12 protein-coding genes are annotated in these 19,641 nt (G+C 63.9%); 9 read left to right on the top strand and 3 right to left on the bottom strand.

Annotation, left to right across the window (positions count from 1 at the left end; genetic code table 11):
• Positions 1-288: 288 nt before the first annotated feature.
• The 5 genes from ABE456_RS25045 (at position 289) to ABE456_RS25025 (ending at position 11,644) form a co-directional block, all read left to right on the top strand.
• Positions 289-1,599, top strand: coding sequence for an MdtA/MuxA family multidrug efflux RND transporter periplasmic adaptor subunit (locus ABE456_RS25045; RefSeq protein ID WP_346646332.1), 1,311 nt, complete (start codon positions 289-291; stop codon positions 1,597-1,599).
• Positions 1,596-4,694, top strand: a complete 3,099-nt coding sequence (locus ABE456_RS25040; RefSeq protein ID WP_346646331.1) for an MdtB/MuxB family multidrug efflux RND transporter permease subunit — start codon at positions 1,596-1,598, stop codon at positions 4,692-4,694. Before ABE456_RS25045 ends, ABE456_RS25040 begins: the two co-directional genes overlap by 4 nt.
• Positions 4,691-7,798 (top strand): efflux RND transporter permease subunit, encoded by a 3,108-nt coding sequence (locus tag ABE456_RS25035; RefSeq protein WP_346646330.1) that lies wholly within the window; start codon positions 4,691-4,693, stop codon positions 7,796-7,798. Before ABE456_RS25040 ends, ABE456_RS25035 begins: the two co-directional genes overlap by 4 nt.
• Positions 7,795-9,285, top strand: coding sequence for an efflux transporter outer membrane subunit (locus ABE456_RS25030; protein ID WP_346646329.1), 1,491 nt, complete (start codon positions 7,795-7,797; stop codon positions 9,283-9,285). Before ABE456_RS25035 ends, ABE456_RS25030 begins: the two co-directional genes overlap by 4 nt.
• Positions 9,286-9,556: 271 nt before the next feature.
• Positions 9,557-11,644, top strand: coding sequence for an EAL domain-containing protein (locus ABE456_RS25025; RefSeq protein WP_346646328.1), 2,088 nt, complete (start codon positions 9,557-9,559; stop codon positions 11,642-11,644).
• On the opposite strand, the gene ABE456_RS25020 is transcribed toward ABE456_RS25025, so the two are convergent.
• From ABE456_RS25020 to ABE456_RS25010, 3 genes are all read right to left on the bottom strand, one after another.
• The gene (locus tag ABE456_RS25020; RefSeq protein WP_346646327.1) at positions 11,641-11,901 is read right to left on the bottom strand and encodes a DUF1652 domain-containing protein; all 261 of its coding nucleotides are present in this window, start codon (positions 11,899-11,901) and stop codon (positions 11,641-11,643) included. The two genes, ABE456_RS25025 and ABE456_RS25020, sit on opposite strands and share 4 nt — an antisense overlap.
• 272 nt (positions 11,902-12,173) lie before the next feature.
• Positions 12,174-12,857, bottom strand: a complete 684-nt coding sequence (locus ABE456_RS25015; protein WP_346646326.1) for an RHS repeat-associated core domain-containing protein — start codon at positions 12,855-12,857, stop codon at positions 12,174-12,176.
• A gap of 81 nt (positions 12,858-12,938) precedes the next feature.
• Entirely contained in the window at positions 12,939-13,586 is a 648-nt protein-coding gene (locus ABE456_RS25010; protein WP_346646325.1) for a DUF1345 domain-containing protein, read from the bottom strand.
• Positions 13,587-13,889: 303 nt separating this feature from the next.
• On the opposite strand from ABE456_RS25010, the gene pgm reads away from it, so the two are divergent.
• The 4 genes from pgm (at position 13,890) to ABE456_RS24990 (ending at position 19,531) form a co-directional block, all read left to right on the top strand.
• A complete protein-coding gene (gene pgm / locus ABE456_RS25005) occupies positions 13,890-15,527 on the top strand; it encodes a phosphoglucomutase (alpha-D-glucose-1,6-bisphosphate-dependent) (RefSeq protein ID WP_346646324.1) in 1,638 nt (545 codons plus the stop codon).
• A gap of 78 nt (positions 15,528-15,605) precedes the next feature.
• Positions 15,606-16,118, top strand: coding sequence for a sigma-70 family RNA polymerase sigma factor (locus ABE456_RS25000; RefSeq protein ID WP_346646323.1), 513 nt, complete (start codon positions 15,606-15,608; stop codon positions 16,116-16,118).
• Positions 16,115-17,059: a FecR domain-containing protein gene (locus ABE456_RS24995; protein WP_346646322.1), complete on the top strand. Its 945-nt coding sequence runs from the start codon at positions 16,115-16,117 to the stop codon at positions 17,057-17,059. Before ABE456_RS25000 ends, ABE456_RS24995 begins: the two co-directional genes overlap by 4 nt.
• A 66-nt stretch (positions 17,060-17,125) precedes the next feature.
• Complete coding sequence (locus tag ABE456_RS24990; RefSeq protein ID WP_346646321.1) at positions 17,126-19,531, top strand: TonB-dependent receptor; 2,406 nt, start codon at positions 17,126-17,128, stop codon at positions 19,529-19,531.
• Positions 19,532-19,641 lie beyond the last annotated feature (110 nt).

Raw genomic sequence — 19,641 nt, 5'->3', positions numbered from 1 at the left:
GCACCTACCGGTAAACCACCCAAACCAAGATTTGTGGCGTACCTGTAGGAGCGGGTTTACCCGCGAAAGGGGCGGCACAGGCAGCGCAAACCTCCAAGCCCGCCACTGCTCCAAGCAACACCCTGTAAACGGCCCGGACCACGTTCCGGGCCGTTTTCATTTAAAGTTCAGGGTCTTGCCAACGTCAGGCAAAGGTAAACCTCTGGTAAAGGCCCTTTGCTAAAACGATGCCAGTGCTTATCGTTCACCCTCCCCATGCCGTCACTCCGAACAAGGTTCGTTCAACCCATGCAAGCGTCCAATTCCCGTTCCCCTCGTCGCTGGCTCTTTGGCCTGCTGATCCTGCTGCTGGTGGCCCTGTTGGCCTGGTGGCTGTGGCCCGCAGCGGCGCCTGTGCATAAAGAGGCCAGTGGCGGGCGCGGTGGCAAGGGCATGGGTATGGGCATGGGTGGCCGCCCTGGCTTCGGCGGCTCCAGCGACCCGGTACCGGTGCGCGTCGAGCCGGTGCGGGTGGGCGACTTCCCGCTGTACTACAAGGCCTTGGGTACGGTCACTGCGACCAATACCGTGAACGTACGCAGCCGCGTGGCTGGCGAGCTGGTAAAGATCCACTTCAAGGAAGGCCAGCAGGTCAAGGCCGGCGATTTGCTGGCGGAAATCGACCCGCGCCCCTACCGCATCGCCCTGCAGCAGGCCGAAGGCACCCTGGCGCAGAACCAGGCGCAGCTGAAAAACGCCCAGGTCGACCTGGCCCGCTATAAAGGCCTGTACGCCGAAGACAGTATTGCCAAGCAAACCCTCGACACCGCCGAAGCCCAGGTGGCGCAGTTCCAGGGGCTGGTCAAGACCAACCAGGCGCAGGTCAACGATGCCCGCCTGAACCTCGACTTCACTCAAATCCGCGCGCCGATCAACGGCCGCGTGGGCCTGCGCCAGCTCGACCTGGGCAACCTGGTGGCTGCCAACGACACCACCGCACTGGTGGTGATCACCCAGACCGAACCGATCAACGTGGCCTTCACCCTGCCGGAAACCGAGCTGAGCACGGTGCTGCAGCGCTACCGCAGCGGTGCCAGCCTGCCGGTCGAGGCCTGGGACCGCAGTGACAGCAAGCTGCAGTCCACCGGCGTGCTGGGCAGCATCGACAACCAGATCGACACCACCACCGGCACCCTCAAGTTCAAGGGCCGCTTCGAGAACAAGGACCTGGCCCTGTTCCCCAACCAGTTCGTCAACGTGCGCTTGCTGGCCGACACCCTCAAGCAGGTGACCATGGCCCCGGCAGCGGCCATCCAGTTTGGCAATGACGGCAGCTTCGCCTACGTGGTCAACGCCGAGAGCAAGGTGAACGTGCGCAAGCTCAAGGTGGGCGCCAGCGATGGGCAGAACAGCGTGATCCTCGAAGGCCTGGCCGTCGGCGACCGCCTGGTGCTGGAGGGTACCGACCGCCTGCGCGAAGGCACCAAGGTGGAAGTGGTCGAAGACAGCTCGCAAGTGCCGACCACCCCCGGCCAGCACCTGCAAGGCCAGGAAGCCAAGGGTTCGGCGCAAAATGGTGAAGCACAGCCCGGTAAAGCAGCAGGCAAGGCGGGCGCATGAACCTCTCGCGTCTGTTCATCCTGCGGCCGGTCGCCACCACGCTGAGCATGCTGGCCATCGTCCTGGCCGGCCTGATCGCCTACAAGTTGCTGCCGGTTTCCGCACTGCCGCAGGTGGATTACCCGACCATCCGGGTCATGACCCTGTACCCCGGCGCCAGCCCGCAGGTCATGACCAGCGCCGTCACCGCGCCGCTGGAGCGCCAGTTCGGCCAGATGCCGGGCCTGGAGCAGATGGCTTCGACCAGTTCCGGTGGCGCTTCGGTGCTGACCCTGCGCTTCAACCTCGACATGAACATGGACGTTGCCGAGCAACAGGTACAAGCCGCGATCAACGCCGCCAGCAACCTGCTGCCCAGCGACCTGCCAGCACCGCCGGTGTACAACAAGGTCAACCCGGCCGACACCCCGGTGCTGACCCTGGCCATTTCCAGCAAGACCATGCCGTTGCCCAAGCTCAACGACCTGGTCGACACCCGCGTAGCGCAGAAACTCGCGCAGATCAGCGGTGTGGGCATGGTCAGCATCGCCGGCGGCCAGCGCCAGGCGGTACGCATCAAGGTCAACGTCGATGCCCTGGCCGCCAATGGCCTGAACCTGGATGACGTGCGCACGCTGATTGGTGCCTCCAACGTCAACCAGCCCAAGGGCAACTTCGACGGCCCCACCCGGGTATCGATGCTCGATGCCAACGACCAGCTGCGCTCGCCCGAGGAATACGCCAACCTGATCCTGGCCTATACCAATGGTGCACCGCTGCGCCTGAAGGACGTCGCCGAAATCGTCGACGGCGCCGAAAACGAACGCCTGGCCGCCTGGGCCAACGAAAACCACGCGGTGCTGCTGAACATCCAGCGCCAGCCTGGCGCCAACGTCATCGAAGTGGTTGACCGCATCAAGGACCTGTTGCCGTCGATCACCGATAACCTGCCGGCCGGCCTGGATGTGTCGGTGCTGACCGACCGCACCCAGACCATCCGCGCCGCAGTCAAGGACGTACAGCACGAACTGCTGATCGCCATCGCCCTGGTGGTGATGGTCACCTTCGTTTTCCTGCGCCGCTTCAGCGCCACCATCATCCCGTCGGTTGCCGTGCCACTGTCGTTGATCGGCACCTTTGGCGTGATGTACCTGGCCGGCTTCTCGGTCAACAACCTCACGCTGATGGCCCTGACCATCGCCACCGGTTTCGTGGTCGACGATGCCATCGTCATGCTGGAGAACATTTCCCGGCACATCGAGGAGGGCGAGACGCCCATGCAGGCAGCGCTCAAGGGCGCCCGGCAAATCGGCTTCACCCTGATCTCGCTGACCTTCTCGCTGATCGCGGTACTGATCCCGCTGCTGTTCATGGCCGATGTGGTCGGCCGCCTGTTCCGCGAGTTCGCCATCACCCTGGCGGTGGCCATCCTGATTTCCCTGGTGGTGTCGCTGACCCTGACGCCGATGATGTGCGCGCGCCTGCTCAAACGTGAGCCCAAGGAAGAGGAGCAGGGCCGTTTCTACCGCGCCAGTGGCGCCTGGATCGACTGGCTGATCAAGCACTACGGCAGTGCCCTGCAGTGGGTACTCAAGCGCCAGCCGCTGACCCTGCTGGTGGCCGTGGCCAGCCTGGCGCTGACCGTGTTCCTGTACATGGTGGTGCCCAAGGGCTTCTTCCCGGTGCAGGACACCGGGGTGATCCAGGGCATTTCCGAAGCGCCGCAGTCCACCTCGTTCGCCGCCATGAGTGAACGCCAGCAGGCCCTGAGCAAGGTGATCCTGCAGGACCCGGCGGTACAGAGCCTGTCGTCCTACATTGGTGTCGATGGCGACAACGCCACGCTCAACAGCGGCCGCCTGCTGATCAACCTGAAGCCGCACGGCGAGCGCGATGTCACCGCCAGCGAAGTGATCAGCCGCCTGCAGCCGCAGGTTGACCGGCTGGTGGGTATCCGCCTGTTCATGCAGCCGGTGCAAGACCTGAGCATCGAAGACCGGGTCAGCCGCACCCAGTACCAGTTCAGCTTGTCGTCGCCAGATGCCGACCTGCTGGCGCAGTGGAGCGGCAAGCTGGTGCAGGCGCTGCAGCAGCGCCCGGAACTGGCCGACGTGGCCAGCGACCTGCAGGACAAGGGCCTGCAGGTGTTCCTGGTGATCGACCGCGATATGGCCAGCCGCTTAGGCATAACCGTGTCGCAGATCACCAACGCCCTGTATGACGCCTTTGGCCAGCGGCAAATCTCCACCATCTACACCCAGGCCAGCCAGTACCGCGTGGTGCTGCAGTCGAAGGATGCGGCAGTCATTGGCCCGCAGGCGCTGGAATCGATCCATGTCAAGGCGACCGATGGTGGCCAGGTGCGCCTGTCGGCCCTGGCGCGCATCGAACAGCGCCAGGCCCAGTTGGCCATTTCCCACATCGGCCAGTTCCCGGCGGTAACCCTGTCGTTCAACCTGGCCCACGGCGCATCGCTGGGCGAGGCGGTGCAGGTGATCGAGCAGGTGCAACAGGACATTGGCATGCCGCTGGGCGTGCAAACCCGCTTCCAGGGCGCCGCGGAGGCCTTCCAGGCATCGCTGTCGAGCACCTTGCTGCTGATCCTGGCGGCGGTGGTGACCATGTACATCGTGCTGGGTGTGCTGTACGAGAGCTACGTCCACCCGGTGACCATCCTCTCGACCCTGCCATCGGCGGCGGTGGGTGCCTTGCTGGCCTTGCTCATCAGCGGTAACGACCTGGGTATGATCGCCATCATCGGCATCATCCTGCTGATCGGCATCGTCAAAAAGAACGCGATCATGATGATCGACTTCGCCCTTGAGGCCGAGCGCCACCAGGGCATGAGCCCGCGTGATGCCATCTACCAGGCGGCGCTGCTGCGTTTCCGGCCGATTCTGATGACCACCCTGGCCGCGCTGTTCGGTGCGGTGCCGCTGATGCTCGCCACCGGTTCCGGCGCCGAGCTGCGCCAGCCGTTGGGCCTGGTGATGGTCGGCGGGTTGCTGGTCAGCCAGGTGCTGACGCTGTTCACCACGCCGGTCATCTACTTGTACTTCGACCGCCTGGCCCGCCGCTGGCGCCCGGCCACCGACGTGAAGCAGGCCGAGGCATGAACCTGTCCGGTCCTTTCATTCGCCGCCCGGTGGCGACCATGTTGCTGAGCCTGGCGATCATGTTGCTGGGCGGGGTCAGCTTCGGCTTGCTGCCGGTGGCGCCGTTGCCGCAGATGGACTTCCCGGTGATCGTGGTTTCGGCCAACCTGTCCGGCGCCAGCCCCGAGGTCATGGCGTCCACCGTGGCCACGCCTCTGGAACGCAAGCTGGGCAGCATCGCCGGCGTGACCACCCTGACCAGCAGTTCGAACCAGGGCTCCACGCGGGTGATCATCGGCTTCGAGATGGGCCGTGATATCGACGGTGCTGCACGCGAGGTGCAGGCGGCGATCAACGCCACCCGCAACCTGCTGCCCAGCGGCATGCGCAGCATGCCCACCTACAAGAAGATCAACCCGTCGCAGGCACCGATCATGGTGCTGTCGCTGACATCGGACGTGTTGCAGAAAGGCCAGCTGTACGACCTGGCCGACACCATCCTGTCGCAGAGCCTGGCCCAGGTGCCGGGGGTAGGGGAGGTGCAGATCGGTGGCAGTTCGCTGCCGGCGGTGCGTATTGCCGTCGAGCCACAACTGCTCAACCAGTACAGCCTGTCGCTGGACGAAGTGCGCACTGCGGTGTCCAACGCCAACCAGCGCCGGCCCATGGGCTTTGTCGAGGACGCCGAACGCAACTGGCAGGTGCGCGCCAACGACCAGCTGGAAAGCGCCAAGGATTACGAGCCGGTGGTGATCCGCCAGCAGAATGGCACCATCCTGCGCCTGTCCGACGTGGCGACCATTACCGACAGCGTCGAGAACCGCTACAACAGCGGCTTCTTCAATGACCAGAGTGCGGTGTTGCTGGTGGTCAACCGCCAGACCGGTGCCAACATCATCGAGACGGTCGACCAGATCAAGGCGGAGCTGCCTGCCCTGCAGTCGTTGCTGCCGGCCAGCGTGCAGTTGAATGTGGCCATGGACCGCTCGCCAGTGATCAAGGCCACCCTTAAAGAGGCCGAGCACACCCTGCTGATTGCCGTAGTGCTGGTGATCCTGGTGGTCTATCTGTTCCTTGGCAGCTTGCGCGCCTCGCTGATCCCCAGCCTGGCTGTGCCGGTGTCGCTGGTGGGCACCTTTGCGGTCATGTACCTGTGCGGCTTCTCGCTCAACAACCTGTCGCTGATGGCGCTGATTCTCGCCACCGGCCTGGTGGTGGACGACGCCATCGTGGTGCTGGAGAACATCTCCCGGCACATCGAAGGCGGCCAGCCGCCGATGAAGGCGGCCTTCCTGGGTGCCAAGGAAGTGGGCTTCACCTTGCTGTCGATGAACGTCTCGCTGGTGGCGGTGTTCGTCTCCATCCTGTTCATGGGTGGCATTGTGCGCAACCTGTTCCAGGAGTTTTCCATCACCCTGGCGGCGGCGATCATCGTGTCGCTGGTGGTATCGCTCACCCTCACGCCGATGCTCTGCGCCCGCTGGCTCAAGCCGCACCAGGCCGAGCAGACCCGCTTGCAGCGCTGGAGCGACAAGCTGCACCAGCGCATGGTCGACGCCTATGACAGCAGCCTGGGCTGGGCCCTGCGCCACAAACGCCTGACCCTGATCAGCCTGCTGGCGACCATCGGCATCAACATCGCCCTGTACGTGGTGGTGCCCAAGACACTGATGCCGCAGCAGGACACCGGCCAACTGATGGGCTTCATCCGTGGCGACGACGGCCTGTCGTTCAGCGTGATGCAACCAAAGATGGAAATCTACCGCCGCGCCTTGCTGGCCGACCCCGCCGTGCAAAGCGTTGCCGGTTTCATCGGTGGCAACAGCGGTACCAACAACGCCATGGTGCTGGTGCGCCTGAAACCGATCAACGAGCGCAAGATCGATGCGCAGAAGGTGATCGAGCGCCTGCGCAAGGAAATGCCCAAAGTGCCAGGCGGGCGCCTGTTCCTGATGGCCGACCAGGACCTGCAACTGGGCGGCGGTGGCCGCGACCAGACCTCGTCGCAATACCTGTATACCCTGCAGAGCGGCGACCTGGCAGCATTGCGCGAGTGGTTCCCAAAGGTGGTCGCCGCGCTGCGCGCGCTGCCGGAACTGACCGCCATCGATGCCCGCGACGGTGCTGGTACCCAGCAGGTAACCCTGGTGGTCGACCGCGACCAGGCCAAGCGCCTGGGCATTGATATGGACATGGTCACCACGGTGCTGAACAACGCCTACAGCCAGCGGCAGATCTCCACCATCTACGACAGCCTCAACCAGTACCAGGTGGTGTTGGAAATCAACCCGAAATACGCCTGGGACCCGAGCACGCTGGAACAGGTGCAGGTGATCACCGCCGACGGTGCCCGCGTACCGCTGTCGACCATTGCCCGCTACGAGAACAGCCTGGCCAACGACCGGGTCAGCCACGAAGGCCAGTTTGCCGCCGAAAACATTGCCTTCGACATCGCCGAAGGCTACAGCCCCGACCAGGCCATGGCGTCGCTGGAACGCGCGGTGGCCAAGCTCGGACTGCCCGAGGAAGTGATTGCCAGGCTCGGTGGTACCGCCGATGCCTTCGCCAAGACCCAGCAGGGCCAGCCGTTGATGATCCTTGGCGCGCTGGTGCTGGTGTACCTGGTGCTGGGCATCCTGTATGAAAGCTATATCCACCCGCTGACCATTCTCTCGACATTGCCTTCGGCCGGCGTGGGGGCCTTACTGGCGTTGTATGTCACCGGTGGCGAGTTCAGCCTGATCTCGCTGCTGGGGCTGTTCCTGCTGATCGGCGTGGTTAAGAAAAACGCCATCCTGATGATCGACCTGGCCCTGCAGCTGGAACGCCACCAAGGCCTGTCGCCGGAGGAGTCGATACGCCGGGCCTGCCTGTTGCGCCTGCGGCCGATCCTGATGACCACCCTGGCGGCTATCCTCGGTGCCTTGCCGCTGTTGTTGAGCCACGCCGAAGGCGCAGAAATGCGCCAGCCGCTGGGCCTTACCATTATCGGCGGTTTGGTATTCAGCCAGATCCTCACCCTTTACACGACGCCGGTGGTCTACCTGTACCTGGACCGCCTGCGCCACCGTTTCAACCGTTGGCGCGGCGTGCGCACCGACGCCGCCCTGGAAACCCCGCTATGAATTTTGCCCAGACCCCACTTCACCGTGCCCTGCAAGCGCTGACCCGTGGGCGAGGTTCGCGCCTGCTCGGCGCCGGGTTGTGCGTGGCCTTGCTCAGTGCCTGTACCCTGAGCCCCGACTACCACCGCCCCGAGCTGAACAGCACGGCGGCGCAGTTCAAGCACGCTGAAGGCTGGACCCAGGCCACGCCGTCCGATGCCATCGCCCGCGGCGCCTGGTGGGAAATCTACGGCGATGCCGGGCTCAATGCGCTGGTCGAAGAACTCAACCGCAGCAACCAGACCGTGGCCCAGTCGGAAGCCCAGTACCGTCAGGCCCAGGCGCTGGTGCGCAGCAGTCGTGCGGCACTGTTCCCCAGCCTGGACCTGAGCACCAGCAAGAACCGCTCGGCGCAGGGTACCGGCAGCTCCAGTTCAAGCCTGTCCAACAACAGCAGTGGCATTCGCAACACCTACAACGCGCAGTTAGGCGTGAGCTGGGAAATCGACCTGTGGGGCAAGCTACGGGAAACCATGAATGCCAATGAGGCCAGTGCCGAAGCCAGCTTCGCCGACCTCGCTTCGATCCGCTTGAGCCAGCAATCCGAACTGGTGCAAAACTACCTGCAATTGCGGGTTATCGATGAACAGAAGCGCCTGCTGGAAGCCACCGTGGCGGCCTATGAACGCTCGCTGCGGATGAACGAAAACCAGTACCGCGCCGGTGTCGCTGGCCCGGATGCAGTGGCCCAGGCGCGCACCCAGCTGAAGAGCACCCAGGCCGACCTGATCGACCTGATCTGGCAGCGCGCGCAATTCGAGAACGCCATTGCCGTGCTGCTGGGCAAGACCCCGGCCGACTTCGCCCTGGCCGACAGCAAGGACATTCCGGCGCTGCCGCAGATTCCGGTCTCGCTGCCTTCGCAGTTGCTGGAGCGCCGCCCCGACATTGCCGCCGCCGAGCGTAACGTGATGGCTGCCAACGCCAACATTGGCGTATCACGGGCGGCGTACTTCCCAGACCTGAGCCTGAGCATGAGCGGTGGTTACTCCAGCAGCAGCTTCAGCAACTGGATCGAACTGCCCAACCGCTACTGGTCGGTGGGGCCGCAGTTGGCACTGACCTTGTTCGACGCTGGCAAGCGCAGCGCCGAGGTGGACCGCACGGTGGCGGTGTATGACCAGACTGTGGCGCAGTACCGCCAGACCGTGCTGGATGGCTTCAAGGAAGTGGAAAACCTGCTGGTGCAGTTGAAGGTGTATGGCGATGAAGCGGTGGTGCGCCAGGAGGCGCTGGATGCCGCCCGCGAGTCGCTGCGCCTGACCGAGAACCAGTACCGTGCCGGCTTGATCGGCTACCTGGATGTGGTGAACGTGCAGACCACGGCGCTGAGTAACGAGCGCAGTGTGCTGAACCTGCTGCAAGGGCGCCTGGTGGCCAGTGTGCAACTGGTGGCCGCGCTGGGTGGCGGCTGGGATGCCGAACAGGCGTTTGCCGAGCAGGAATGATCTTGCCTGCACTTGCAGGAGAACAGCGTTCGTAGATGCACTGCATATCTTGTGGGAGCGGGTTCACCTGCGAAGAAGCCAGCGCGGTGCATGGCACCGGCTTCGCCGGTGTTCGCGGCGGTTCGACGCCTCGATGAACCCGCTCCCACAAGGACCGTGTCGGGCTCAGTCATTGGACCCATTCCCATTCGCAAAAACCCCGTGCGTTTCGCCTTACCTTGAGTACAATCGTCAGCTTTTTCGGGCCCCTGTCCCGTCGCTGGAACTCCCAATGCTGACCGGTAGCTACTCCTCTTCGCTGGTGTTGATTTCTCTGTGCGTGGCGATCCTGGCGTCTTATACCGCCCTGGACCTGACCGGGCGCATCGCCACGGCCAAGGGCCGCGCTGCCTACCTGTGGATGGGCGGCGGCGCGCTGGCCATGGGTATCGGCGTGTGGTCGATGCACTTCATCGGCATGCTCGCCTTCAGCCTGCCCATCAACCTTGGCTACGATCTCGCCCTGACCGCGTTCTCGCTGCTGATCGCCGTGTTGTCCTCGGGCTTTGCCTTGTGGCTGGTCAGCCAGCCGAGCCTGCCGGGGATGCAGTTGGCTTTCGGCGCATTGATCATGGGTGCCGGTATTGCCTGCATGCACTACACCGGCATGGCTGCGCTGCGCATGTTGCCGGGCATCGACTATGACCCGACGTTGTTCGGTGCCTCGCTGCTGATTGCCGTGGGCGCCTCGGCGGCGGCCTTGTGGATCGCCTTCCGCCTGCGCAAGCACACCCCTTATGTAAGGCAGATCCGCGGCCTGGCGGCGGTAGTGATGGGCTTTGCCATCGTCGGCATGCACTACACTGGTATGGCTGCAGCAAATTTCCCCGAAGGTAGCTTCTGTGGCGCGCTGGCGGGCGGGCTACAGGGCGATGGCCTGGTTTATCTGGTGCTTATCACCACCTTGGCGGTTTTGGCGGTGGCCCTGCTGACCTCGGTGCTGGACGCCCGCCTGGAGGCGCGCACCGCCGAGCTGGCCCGTTCGCTGACCCTGGCCAACCAGGAGCTGACCCAGCTGGCCCTGCACGACACCCTCACCGACCTGCCCAACCGCACCCTGCTGGCCGACCGCATCGAGCAGGCCATCGCCAAAGTCACGGAGCAGGGTGGCTGTTTTGCCCTGATGTTCATCGACCTGGACGGCTTCAAGCCGGTCAACGATGCCTTTGGCCACCATGTTGGCGACTTGCTGCTCAAAGCCGTGGCGGCGCGCCTGCGCGGCCACCTGCACAGCCAGGACACGCTGGCGCGCATTGGCGGTGACGAATTCGTGTTGCTGGTGGAACTGCAGGAACCGAACGATGCCATGGACGTGGCGGTCAAGCAGGTCAACCTGGTGTCACGGCCATTCCGCGTGGCCGAGCATGACCTGCAGGTTTCGGCGAGCCTGGGCATCGTCCTGTACCCGGGCAATGGCCAGGACCAGCACGAACTGCTGCGCAATGCCGATGCTGCCATGTACCACGCCAAGAGCGCTGGCAAGAACGGCTACAGCTTCTTTGACGTATCCATGAACAGCAACGCCCGCCAGCAACTGCAGCTGTTGCAGGACTTGCGCCAGGCCCTGGAGCAGCGCCAGTTCCGCCTGCACTACCAACCCAAGTTCGACGCCCAGGCCTGTCAGCCGATCGGCGCCGAGGCCTTGCTGCGTTGGGAGCACCCGCAGCAGGGCCTGTTGCTGCCTGATCGCTTCATCGGCTTGGCGGAAAAGACCGGCCTGATCATTCCTATCGGGGAGTGGGTGCTAGACGAGGCCTGCCGGCAGATGCGCCATTGGCTGGACCAAGGGCACCAGGACTGGCGCATGGCGGTAAACCTGTCCGCCATCCAGTTCTGCCACGCCGGGCTGGTCGAGAGCGTGGCCCGGGCACTGCAGCAGAACGGCCTGCCGGCCAACTGCCTGACCCTGGAAATCACCGAAACCACTGCCATGCACGACGCTGACGCCAGCCTGACCGTGCTGCAGCGCCTGTCCGACATGGGCGTGGACCTGTCCATCGATGACTTCGGCACTGGCTACTCCAGCCTGATGTACCTCAAGCGCCTGCCGGCCAACGAACTGAAGATCGACCGCGGCTTCGTGCGCGACCTGGAGCAGGACAGTGACGATGCGGCGATCGTCTCGGCGATCGTGGCGTTGGGCCAGGCATTGGGCCTGCGTATCGTTGCCGAAGGGGTGGAGACTGACAAGCAACAGGCCTTCCTGACCCGCCTGGGCTGTGATTCGCTGCAGGGCTACCTGCTGGGCCAGCCGGTGCCGGCCGAGCAGTTCATGGGCAAGTTGCAGACCATGCGCCAGGAAAGTACCGCAGCGGGCTAGACCGCGTCGCGCAAGGTGAGGGCGGGCATGAAGGTGTCCATCTCCGCCTCCACGGCCTCGATGATGCGCTCCACATCGGCGGCGGCCATGATCGCCGCGCAAGGGATGCCGGCAATCGCCAGCAGGGTTTCACCGGTGGCGCGGTCGAACAGCCGCGCAACCATGCTGCGTGGCGCATCCATGCTGGCCTCGAAGCCCAGCGGGTGGAAATGCCAGCGCATCACCTGGCAGGCGTTGGGGAACGTCATCTTGTTCATGCCAGCCTCCTTGTCCGTACCTGGACATGGTGAGCGGGTGGCCACATCGATGCGGCCGCTGGGAAGGTAACCATAGCACCTGCCCCGCGCGATTCTCGGCGGTTAATAAGACAAATGTGTTAATGCATGACAGCGGTCACATCCCTGCCATCGCTGTAGCTTTTCGAGGGGCCGCAAGGCAAACGTTTTCCCAGCTTGCGTGTGTTGGATAACCTGGCGCTATTTGATTTTTTTCTCTGCGTACTCGGCATGCGCTTTTCCGACGAGCGGTGCTACGCATCCGAGCGGCGGGAGAACGGCAGATTAGCTGATGCGTAGGGGCCGCTCCCCCTGAGGTGTTTGGCAGTCTCAATTATTACTTCCAAAGGAGCAATGGTCAGTTGGTGAACGTTCACGCGTGGAAGCCAACTGCGAAATGCCTGAGCGGAGTTGATTGTGGCTACAGCGGTCGGTTCGCTGATTATCTCCTCTCGCATCAAGACAGATACGGCATTCTCGACAGTCAGGACGCTGTGGTCAGCACGGGTGGTTTGACTGGGCAGCGCAGGAGTGGCTGTTTGGGTGAGGCGAAGGCGAGGTGCGGTGAGGTTAAGCCCAGTCCAATCGAGCACTTTACGCCTTAACCATTCAAACATGTGCCCGGAAGGGTCATGCCGGTTAACGGGGTCGTTATGGCAATAAGCGTAACTGTTGATGCCCCCTTTTCCGAAAGGTGATCTGGCATCTGGCTGGTTAAAGGTTTGACGATTGGGCGCATAGAAGCGCTGCCCTGCGCCTAATGGATAACCGCTGCAAATTCGCTCATACGGTTGGCTATTAAAACCCAGCAATGTAGTGAAACTGTTATTTGCAATGAAGCCATAGGGCGAATATGCCTGATGTACGCCACGCGAATGCGTGCCAATGACGGAGCCGGCGTCATCGACTTGCAACAGCGCCACTGGAGTGCCGGGCATAGGGTAATCCTGTTCTGCTGGCGGGTAGACCATTTGGGCATTTGAATGCAAATTGCGTCTACTGGCATTTTTGTCAGTAGATCAACCCAATAGTCCCGCAGCAATATTGATGGTAAACCCCAAAATCGCCGTATTGAACACGAACCCCACCAGCGAATGCGCCAGCACTACCCGCCGCAACCCCCGCCCGGCAACGCCCACGTCAGACGTTTGCACCGCCACGCTGATGGTGAACGAGAAGTAGTGGAAGTCCCAGTAATCCGGGTTGCGCTCGCCATCGGCAAAGCGCAGCGGCGGTTCGTGGTTTTGCCCGGTGTAGAACAGCCGGGCGTAGTGCAGGCTGAAAATGCAGCCGATCAGCAGCCAGGAGCCGGCCACGGTCAGGCCGGTGTAGAGGTAGTGCAGGGCCAGGGCGGTGCCTTGCAGGCCACGGCTGGAAACCAGTTGCAGGGTGACGGCGGCGAGGCTGGCGATGGCGGCGATGCACACGGTGAGCAGCACCAGGCCGGCGTTTTCGTCTTCGACGCGGGCGACTTTGCGCACCTTTTCCGGGCTGGCGCTGCGGGTCAGGTAAAGCACCAGCAGCAGGTATAGCCACACGCCAAGGTTCCAGCCGGCGAGGATGTGCTGCACGGTGTCGGCGGCGGGAATCAGCCAGGCGCCGAGCAGGCCGACCAGGGTGGCGATGCTCAGGCGAGGGTGGGTGCGGGTCAGGCGGTGGAAAGCCATGGGGCCTCGTTTGTGGGCGGGCATGGCTTCTACTCTAGACCGTCATAAGACAGATGAGTGGCATGCGCGGTCCATTGTGGGAGCGGCCTTGCGTCGCGAAAGGGCCGCAAAGCGGCCCCGACAGTTCTTAGGTCATGCGAAGATCCCGGGGGCGCTTCGCACCCCTTTCGCGACACAAGGCCGCTCCCACAAAAGCGGGGCGCGTGGCCGGGGGTTTCTTTTGTGCCGCCCATCGCGCACCCCTGCAACTCTCAGTACACTGCACGCTCCAACACCAACATCCGTTGAACTCGAGGTTTCTGCATGACGCTCAGTCCTTTGGCAGGCAAGCCGGCTCCGGCCAGCGTGCTGGTCGATATTCCCCGACTGCTCACTGCCTACTACACCGGCCGCCCGGATGCTGCCGTGGCGGCCCAGCGAGTGGCCTTTGGCACTTCGGGGCACCGGGGCACTTCGCTTGAGTTGAGCTTCAACGAGTATCACGTACTGGCTATTACCCAGGCCATTTGCCTGTATCGCCAGGAGAAGGGCATCGACGGCCCGCTGTTCATCGGCGCCGACACCCACGCCCTGTCGGCACCGGCCACCGCCAGCGCCCTGGAAGTGCTGGCAGCCAATGGCGTGCAGGTGATGCTGTCCAAGGATGACGAGTACACGCCGACACCGGCCGTGTCCCACGCCATCCTCTGCCACAACCGTGGCCGCACTCAGGGCCTGGCCGACGGCATCGTCATCACCCCGTCGCATAACCCGCCGCAAAGCGGTGGCTTCAAGTACAACCCGCCCAATGGCGGCCCGGCCGACAGCGATGTGACCAAGTGGATCGAAGCCAAGGCCAACGAGCTGCTGGCAGCGAACCTGGCGGGCGTCAAGCGCATGGAGCATGCCCAGGCGCTGCAGGCACCGACCACCCAGCGCCACGACTACGTGAGCAACTACGTGGCCGACCTGGCAAACGTCATCGACTTCGACGTCATCCGCGGCGCCAAGCTGCGCCTGGGCGTCGACCCACTGGGCGGGGCAGGGGTGCGCTACTGGTCGGCGATTGCCGAGCATTACCAGCTGGACCTGGAAGTGGTGAATACCGAGGTCGACCCGACCTTCCGCTTCATGACCGTCGACTGGGACGGCCAGATCCGCATGGACCCATCCTCGCCGTACGCCATGCAGGGCCTGATCGGCCTGCGCGAGCGCTTTGACGTGGCCTTCGCCTGCGACCCGGACCACGACCGCCATGGCATCGTCACTCCCGACGGCTTGCTGCAGCCGAACAACTACCTGGCCGTGGCCATCGACTACCTGTACCGCCACCGCCCGCAATGGCGCAGCGATGCCGCCGTGGGCAAGACCGTGGTGTCCAGCGGCCTGATCGATCGCGTCACCCAGCGCCTGGGCCGTGAGCTGTACGAAGTGCCGGTGGGCTTCAAGTTCTTCGCCCAGGGCCTGTTCGATGGCTCGCTCGGCTTTGGTGGCGAGGAAAGTGCTGGTGCTTCGTTCCTGCGCCGTGATGGTTCGGTATGGGCCACGGACAAGGACGGGTTGATCCCGGCCTTGCTGGCTGCCGAAATGACCGCCCGCACCGGGCGTAACCCGAGCCAGGCCTACGCCGACCTGACCGAGGCGCTGGGCAAGCCGTTCGCCACCCGTGTCGAGGCCAAGGCCGATGCACGGCAGAAGGCCCTGCTGAGCAAGCTGGCACCGGAGCAGGTGAAGTCGACCGAGCTGGCCGGTGAGCCGATCGTGCAGATCCTCAGCCACGCCCCGGGCAATGGCCAGGCCATTGGCGGGCTGAAGGTGATGACCGCCAATGGCTGGTTCGCCGCGCGCCCGTCGGGCACCGAAGACATCTACAAGATTTACGCCGAAAGCTTCATCGACGAGGCGCACCTGCAGCGCCTGGTACAGGAAGCCCAGGTGCTGGTGGATGCGGCGATTGCCTGATCGGTAACAAACCGCTTGGTTCTGTGGCGTGCTGTAAATTAGAATTAATCTTATTTACGCCGCCGCAGGGCCTTCCCCATGATCGACGCCGCGCCGCCACCGGAGCCTAGCCTGCCTGCCCTGTACCGGGAGCATCGTAGCTGGCTGGAAAACTGGCTGCGCCGGCGCATGGGCAATGCCTGGGATGCCGCCGACCTCAGCCAGGATACCTTCCTGCGCGTCCTGGCCAGTGCCCAGCCACTGGCAGATATTCGTGAACCACGCGCCTACCTGCTGACCGTGGGCAAGCGGCTGCTCAGCAACTTCCACCAGCGGCGCAGCCTGGAGCAGGCCTACCTGGATGCCTTGGCGCAATTGCCCGAGCAGCATGTGCCTTCGCCAGAGCAGCGCTGGATATTGCTGGAAACCCTGCAAGCACTGGATGAACTGCTCGACGGCCTGAAGGCGCCGGTGCGCAAGGCTTTTCTCTGGAGCCAGCTGGAAGGCCTGGGCTATGCCGAAATCGGCGAGCGCCTGGGCGTTTGCCAGCGCTCGGTCAAGCGCTACATGGCGCAGGCGTATGAGCATTGCCTGCTGGCCGAGCTGGCATGACCAGTCACTCCCCCGAAACCCGCGAAGCGCTAAGTGCCGCCGCCCGATGGCTGGCGCTGCTGGATTCTGGCGACGCCAGCGAGACGGACTTGCTGCGCCTGGCGCAATGGCGCGCCAGCAGCAGCCTGCACGAAGACGCCTGGCAGAAGGCAGCACTGCTGCGTGCGCGTTTTTCCGCGTTGCCCGGGGCATTGGCGATGGCCACCCTCGACCGGCCGGATGCCGGCCGACGAACGCTGCTCAAACAGGCTCTGGGGGTTGCAGCGCTGCTACCGGCCGCCTGGCTGGTGAGTCGCGAGCTACCGCTGGATGCGTGGACCGCCGACCTGCGTACCTCGGTAGGCGAGCGCCGGCAGGTGCTGCTGAGCGATGGCACCTTCGTGCAATTGAATACCGACAGCGCCGTGGATATCGATCTGGGCGCCCGCCGCCTGACACTGCTGCGCGGTGAAGTGGCGGTCAAGGTGCCCGCTGACTTGAGCCTGACATTGCAAGTACCTTACGGCCAGGTGGCGCTTACTGGGGGTGAGGTCTGCCTGCGCCTGTTCGATGACGCCTGTCGGGTGTCGGTGGTCAACGGTGCGGCCCGTCTGCGGCCGTTGCGTGGCCCGACGGCGCTGTTACAGGCCGGGCAACAGGCCAGTTTGCAAGTGGCCGGCGTCAGCCCTGCGCGGGTGTTTGACGCCTGGCCGCTGGGCTGGCGCGAAGGTGTGCTGCGGCTGGACGACCGCCCACTCGGCGAGTTGCTGCACGAACTGCGCCGCTATCGCCCCGGGCTGTTGCGTTGGGCGCCGGAGCTGGAGCGCCTGCGGGTGACCGGCACCTTCCGCCTCGACGACACCGATCGGGTGCTGGCTTTGCTGGCCGCCAGCCTGCCTTTGCAGGTGCAGTCCCGTACGCGTTACTGGGTCAGCCTGTCTGCGCGAGAAAATCGTGCCTGAGGCTGTCCCCTTTTTTTCATTCGCCGGTCATTACCGGTAGGAGAAAACAAAGGGGAGCCTTGTTCAATGCCTGCAGTAATGTCTTGCCGTCTGCGCCCACTGGCGCGCGCTGCGCATCCGTTGTTCGCCATGAGCCTATTGTTGTGTTCACCGGCCTGGGCCGATGAGCCCGCCCGCCGCACCTATCAGGTAGCGCCAGCCAGCCTGGGGACCGCGTTGACCCATTTCGCCGATCAGGCCGGTGTCAGTCTTTCGCTCGACCCGGCACTGGTGCAAGGTCGGCAGAGCTACGGCCTGTCCGGCACTTACAGTGTCGACGAAGGGTTCGCCCAGCTGCTACGCGGCAGCGGCCTACAGTTGCTGCCGGTGGGTGAGGGGGCCTTTACCCTGGTGCCGGCGCCCCAGGCCGGTGGTGCCCTGGAAATCGCCCCGACCAGCATCGTCGGCGGCCTGGCCGCAAGCGGCGAAACGCAGCCGTATGCCGGTGGCCAGGTGGCACGCCAAGGGGCGCAAGGCCTGCTCGGCACGCGCGATTTCATGGAAACCCCGTTCAGCATTACCAGCTATACCAGCGAACTGGTGAAGAACCAGCAGGCGCGCACCTTGGGCGAGCTGATTGCCAGTGACCCGTCGGTACGTGCCACCAACCCGGCCGGCGGGCGTTTCGAGCAGTTCACCATTCGCGGCTTCAGCCTGTTCAACAGCGATGTGGCCTACAACGGCCTGTACGGGATTCTGCCCACTTACTCGATTGACATGGAAATGGCCGACCGGGTCGACATCATCAAAGGCCCCAGCCAATTGCTCAACGGCATTTCGCCGCGTGGCAGCGTGGGCGGCGGTATCAACGTGCAGCCCAAGCGGGCAGGCGACAAGCCGATTACCGAATTCACCGGCAGCTATGCATCGGCTAGCCAGGCGGGCGGTGCAGTGGATGTTGGCCGCCGCTTTGGCGAGGGTGACCAGTTTGGCGTGCGCTTCAATGGCGTGAAGCAGTCCGGTGATACCGAATGGGATCATCAAGGCGTCGATCGCGAAATGGCCGTGCTGGGCGTGGATTTTCGCGGCGAGCGCCTGCGTCTGTCGGCAGACCTGGGGCACACCGAGCGTGATACCGATGCGCCTCAGGAGCGCGTGCTGATAGGTGCCAACGCCAAGGTGCCGGATGCCAACGATGTACGCCACAACTACGCCCAGGCCTGGAGCAAGGCGCGCACCAACGACACCTTTGGCGCGCTACATGCCGAGTACGATATCAGTGAGTCGTTGCTGGCCTATGGCGCGGTCGGCGCTCGCAAGAGCAACCATGACTTCCTGCGCCACAACGTATCGATCATCAACGATGCCGGCGACTTCACCGTGCAGCCGCGTGACTTCACCCGGGATGAATCGGTGCGCACCGCCTTGGCCGGCCTGCGCAACTGGTTCCATACCGGGCCGGTCAGCCACGAGCTGAACCTGGCCGCCAGCTATTTCTACATGGACTTCACCAACGGCGGCGCGCGCTATGCTTCGGCGCCGAGCAACCTGTACAACCCGGTCGCCACGCCGACGCCGGGCACGCCAACCCGTATCGACCCCGAGGTGTACACGGAAAACCGCTTTTCCGGCGTGGCGCTGGCCGACACCCTGGGCTTTTTTGACGACCGCCTGTTGCTGACCCTGGGCGCGCGCTGGCAGCGGGTGCAGGTGGATGACTGGAGCGACGGCATCAAAGGTGACACGGCCTACGACGAAGAGAAGGTCTCGCCTTCGGGCGGCGTGCTGCTCAAGGTCACCGACCAGCTGTCGTTGTACGCCAACTACATGGAAGGCCTGAGCCAGGGCAAGATCGCCCCATCGACCTCGATAAACGAAGACCAGATCTTCCCGCCGTTCACCAGCCGCCAGGTCGAGGTAGGTGCCAAGTACGACCTGGGCCAAGTGGCCTTCACTGCCAGCGCCTTTCGCATTCGCCAGCCAGCCTATGAGACCAACCCCAGCTCACGGGTGTTCGGCCCCAACGGCAAGCGTGACAACCGGGGTATCGAGCTGAGTGTGTTCGGTGAACCGCTGCAAGGTGTGCGGGTACTGGGCGGGGTGATGTACATCGACAGCGAGCTGGCCGATACCGTGGGTGGCACCTACGATGGCAACCGCGCGCCGGCCACGCCCGAGTACAACGTCAACCTCGGCGCCGAATGGGACGTGCCGGGGGTAAGCGGCCTGACCTTGACGGCGCGGGGCATTCACTCCAGTTCACAGTACCTGGACCAGAACAACAGCAAGCAGATCGATGGCTGGGAGCGCTATGACGTGGGCGCGCGTTACGCGTTCAAGGTGGATGCTACCCAGGTGACGTTGCGCGTTAGTGTCGAGAACGTGCTGGATGATCGCTACTGGAGTTCGGCGGGGGCGTCGGATGACAGTGAGCCAGGGTTGACCCTGTCCACCCCGCGCATCTACCTGCTCTCGGCCACAGTGGGCTTCTAAGCCTTGCACGGTCCCTGTGGGAGCGGCCTTGTGTCGCGATGGGGCGCGCAGCGGCCCCAAATTTTCAGCTTCGCAGCGAGAATCGCCGGGGCCGCTTTGCGCCCCTATCG

This window comes from Pseudomonas sp. TWI929 (genome assembly GCF_039673335.1).
Classification (GTDB): Bacteria; Pseudomonadota; Gammaproteobacteria; order Pseudomonadales; family Pseudomonadaceae; genus Aquipseudomonas.
Note: the sequence above shows the minus strand (reverse complement) of the source record. Positions and strands in the feature narration are given on the sequence as shown.

Bases quoted from the DNA above. Each gene is read 5' to 3' on its own strand.
- ABE456_RS25045 (WP_346646332.1), top strand. From the start codon at position 289: ATGCAAGCGTCCAATTCCCGTTCCCCTCGTCGCTGGCTCTTTGGCCTG.
- ABE456_RS25040 (WP_346646331.1), top strand. From the start codon at position 1,596: ATGAACCTCTCGCGTCTGTTCATCCTGCGGCCGGTCGCCACCACGCTG.
- ABE456_RS25035 (WP_346646330.1), top strand. From the start codon at position 4,691: ATGAACCTGTCCGGTCCTTTCATTCGCCGCCCGGTGGCGACCATGTTG.
- ABE456_RS25030 (WP_346646329.1), top strand. From the start codon at position 7,795: ATGAATTTTGCCCAGACCCCACTTCACCGTGCCCTGCAAGCGCTGACC.
- ABE456_RS25025 (WP_346646328.1), top strand. From the start codon at position 9,557: ATGCTGACCGGTAGCTACTCCTCTTCGCTGGTGTTGATTTCTCTGTGC.
- ABE456_RS25020 (WP_346646327.1), bottom strand. From the start codon at position 11,901: ATGAACAAGATGACGTTCCCCAACGCCTGCCAGGTGATGCGCTGGCAT.
- ABE456_RS25015 (WP_346646326.1), bottom strand. From the start codon at position 12,857: ATGCCCGGCACTCCAGTGGCGCTGTTGCAAGTCGATGACGCCGGCTCC.
- ABE456_RS25010 (WP_346646325.1), bottom strand. From the start codon at position 13,586: ATGGCTTTCCACCGCCTGACCCGCACCCACCCTCGCCTGAGCATCGCC.
- pgm (WP_346646324.1), top strand. From the start codon at position 13,890: ATGACGCTCAGTCCTTTGGCAGGCAAGCCGGCTCCGGCCAGCGTGCTG.
- ABE456_RS25000 (WP_346646323.1), top strand. From the start codon at position 15,606: ATGATCGACGCCGCGCCGCCACCGGAGCCTAGCCTGCCTGCCCTGTAC.
- ABE456_RS24995 (WP_346646322.1), top strand. From the start codon at position 16,115: ATGACCAGTCACTCCCCCGAAACCCGCGAAGCGCTAAGTGCCGCCGCC.
- ABE456_RS24990 (WP_346646321.1), top strand. From the start codon at position 17,126: ATGCCTGCAGTAATGTCTTGCCGTCTGCGCCCACTGGCGCGCGCTGCG.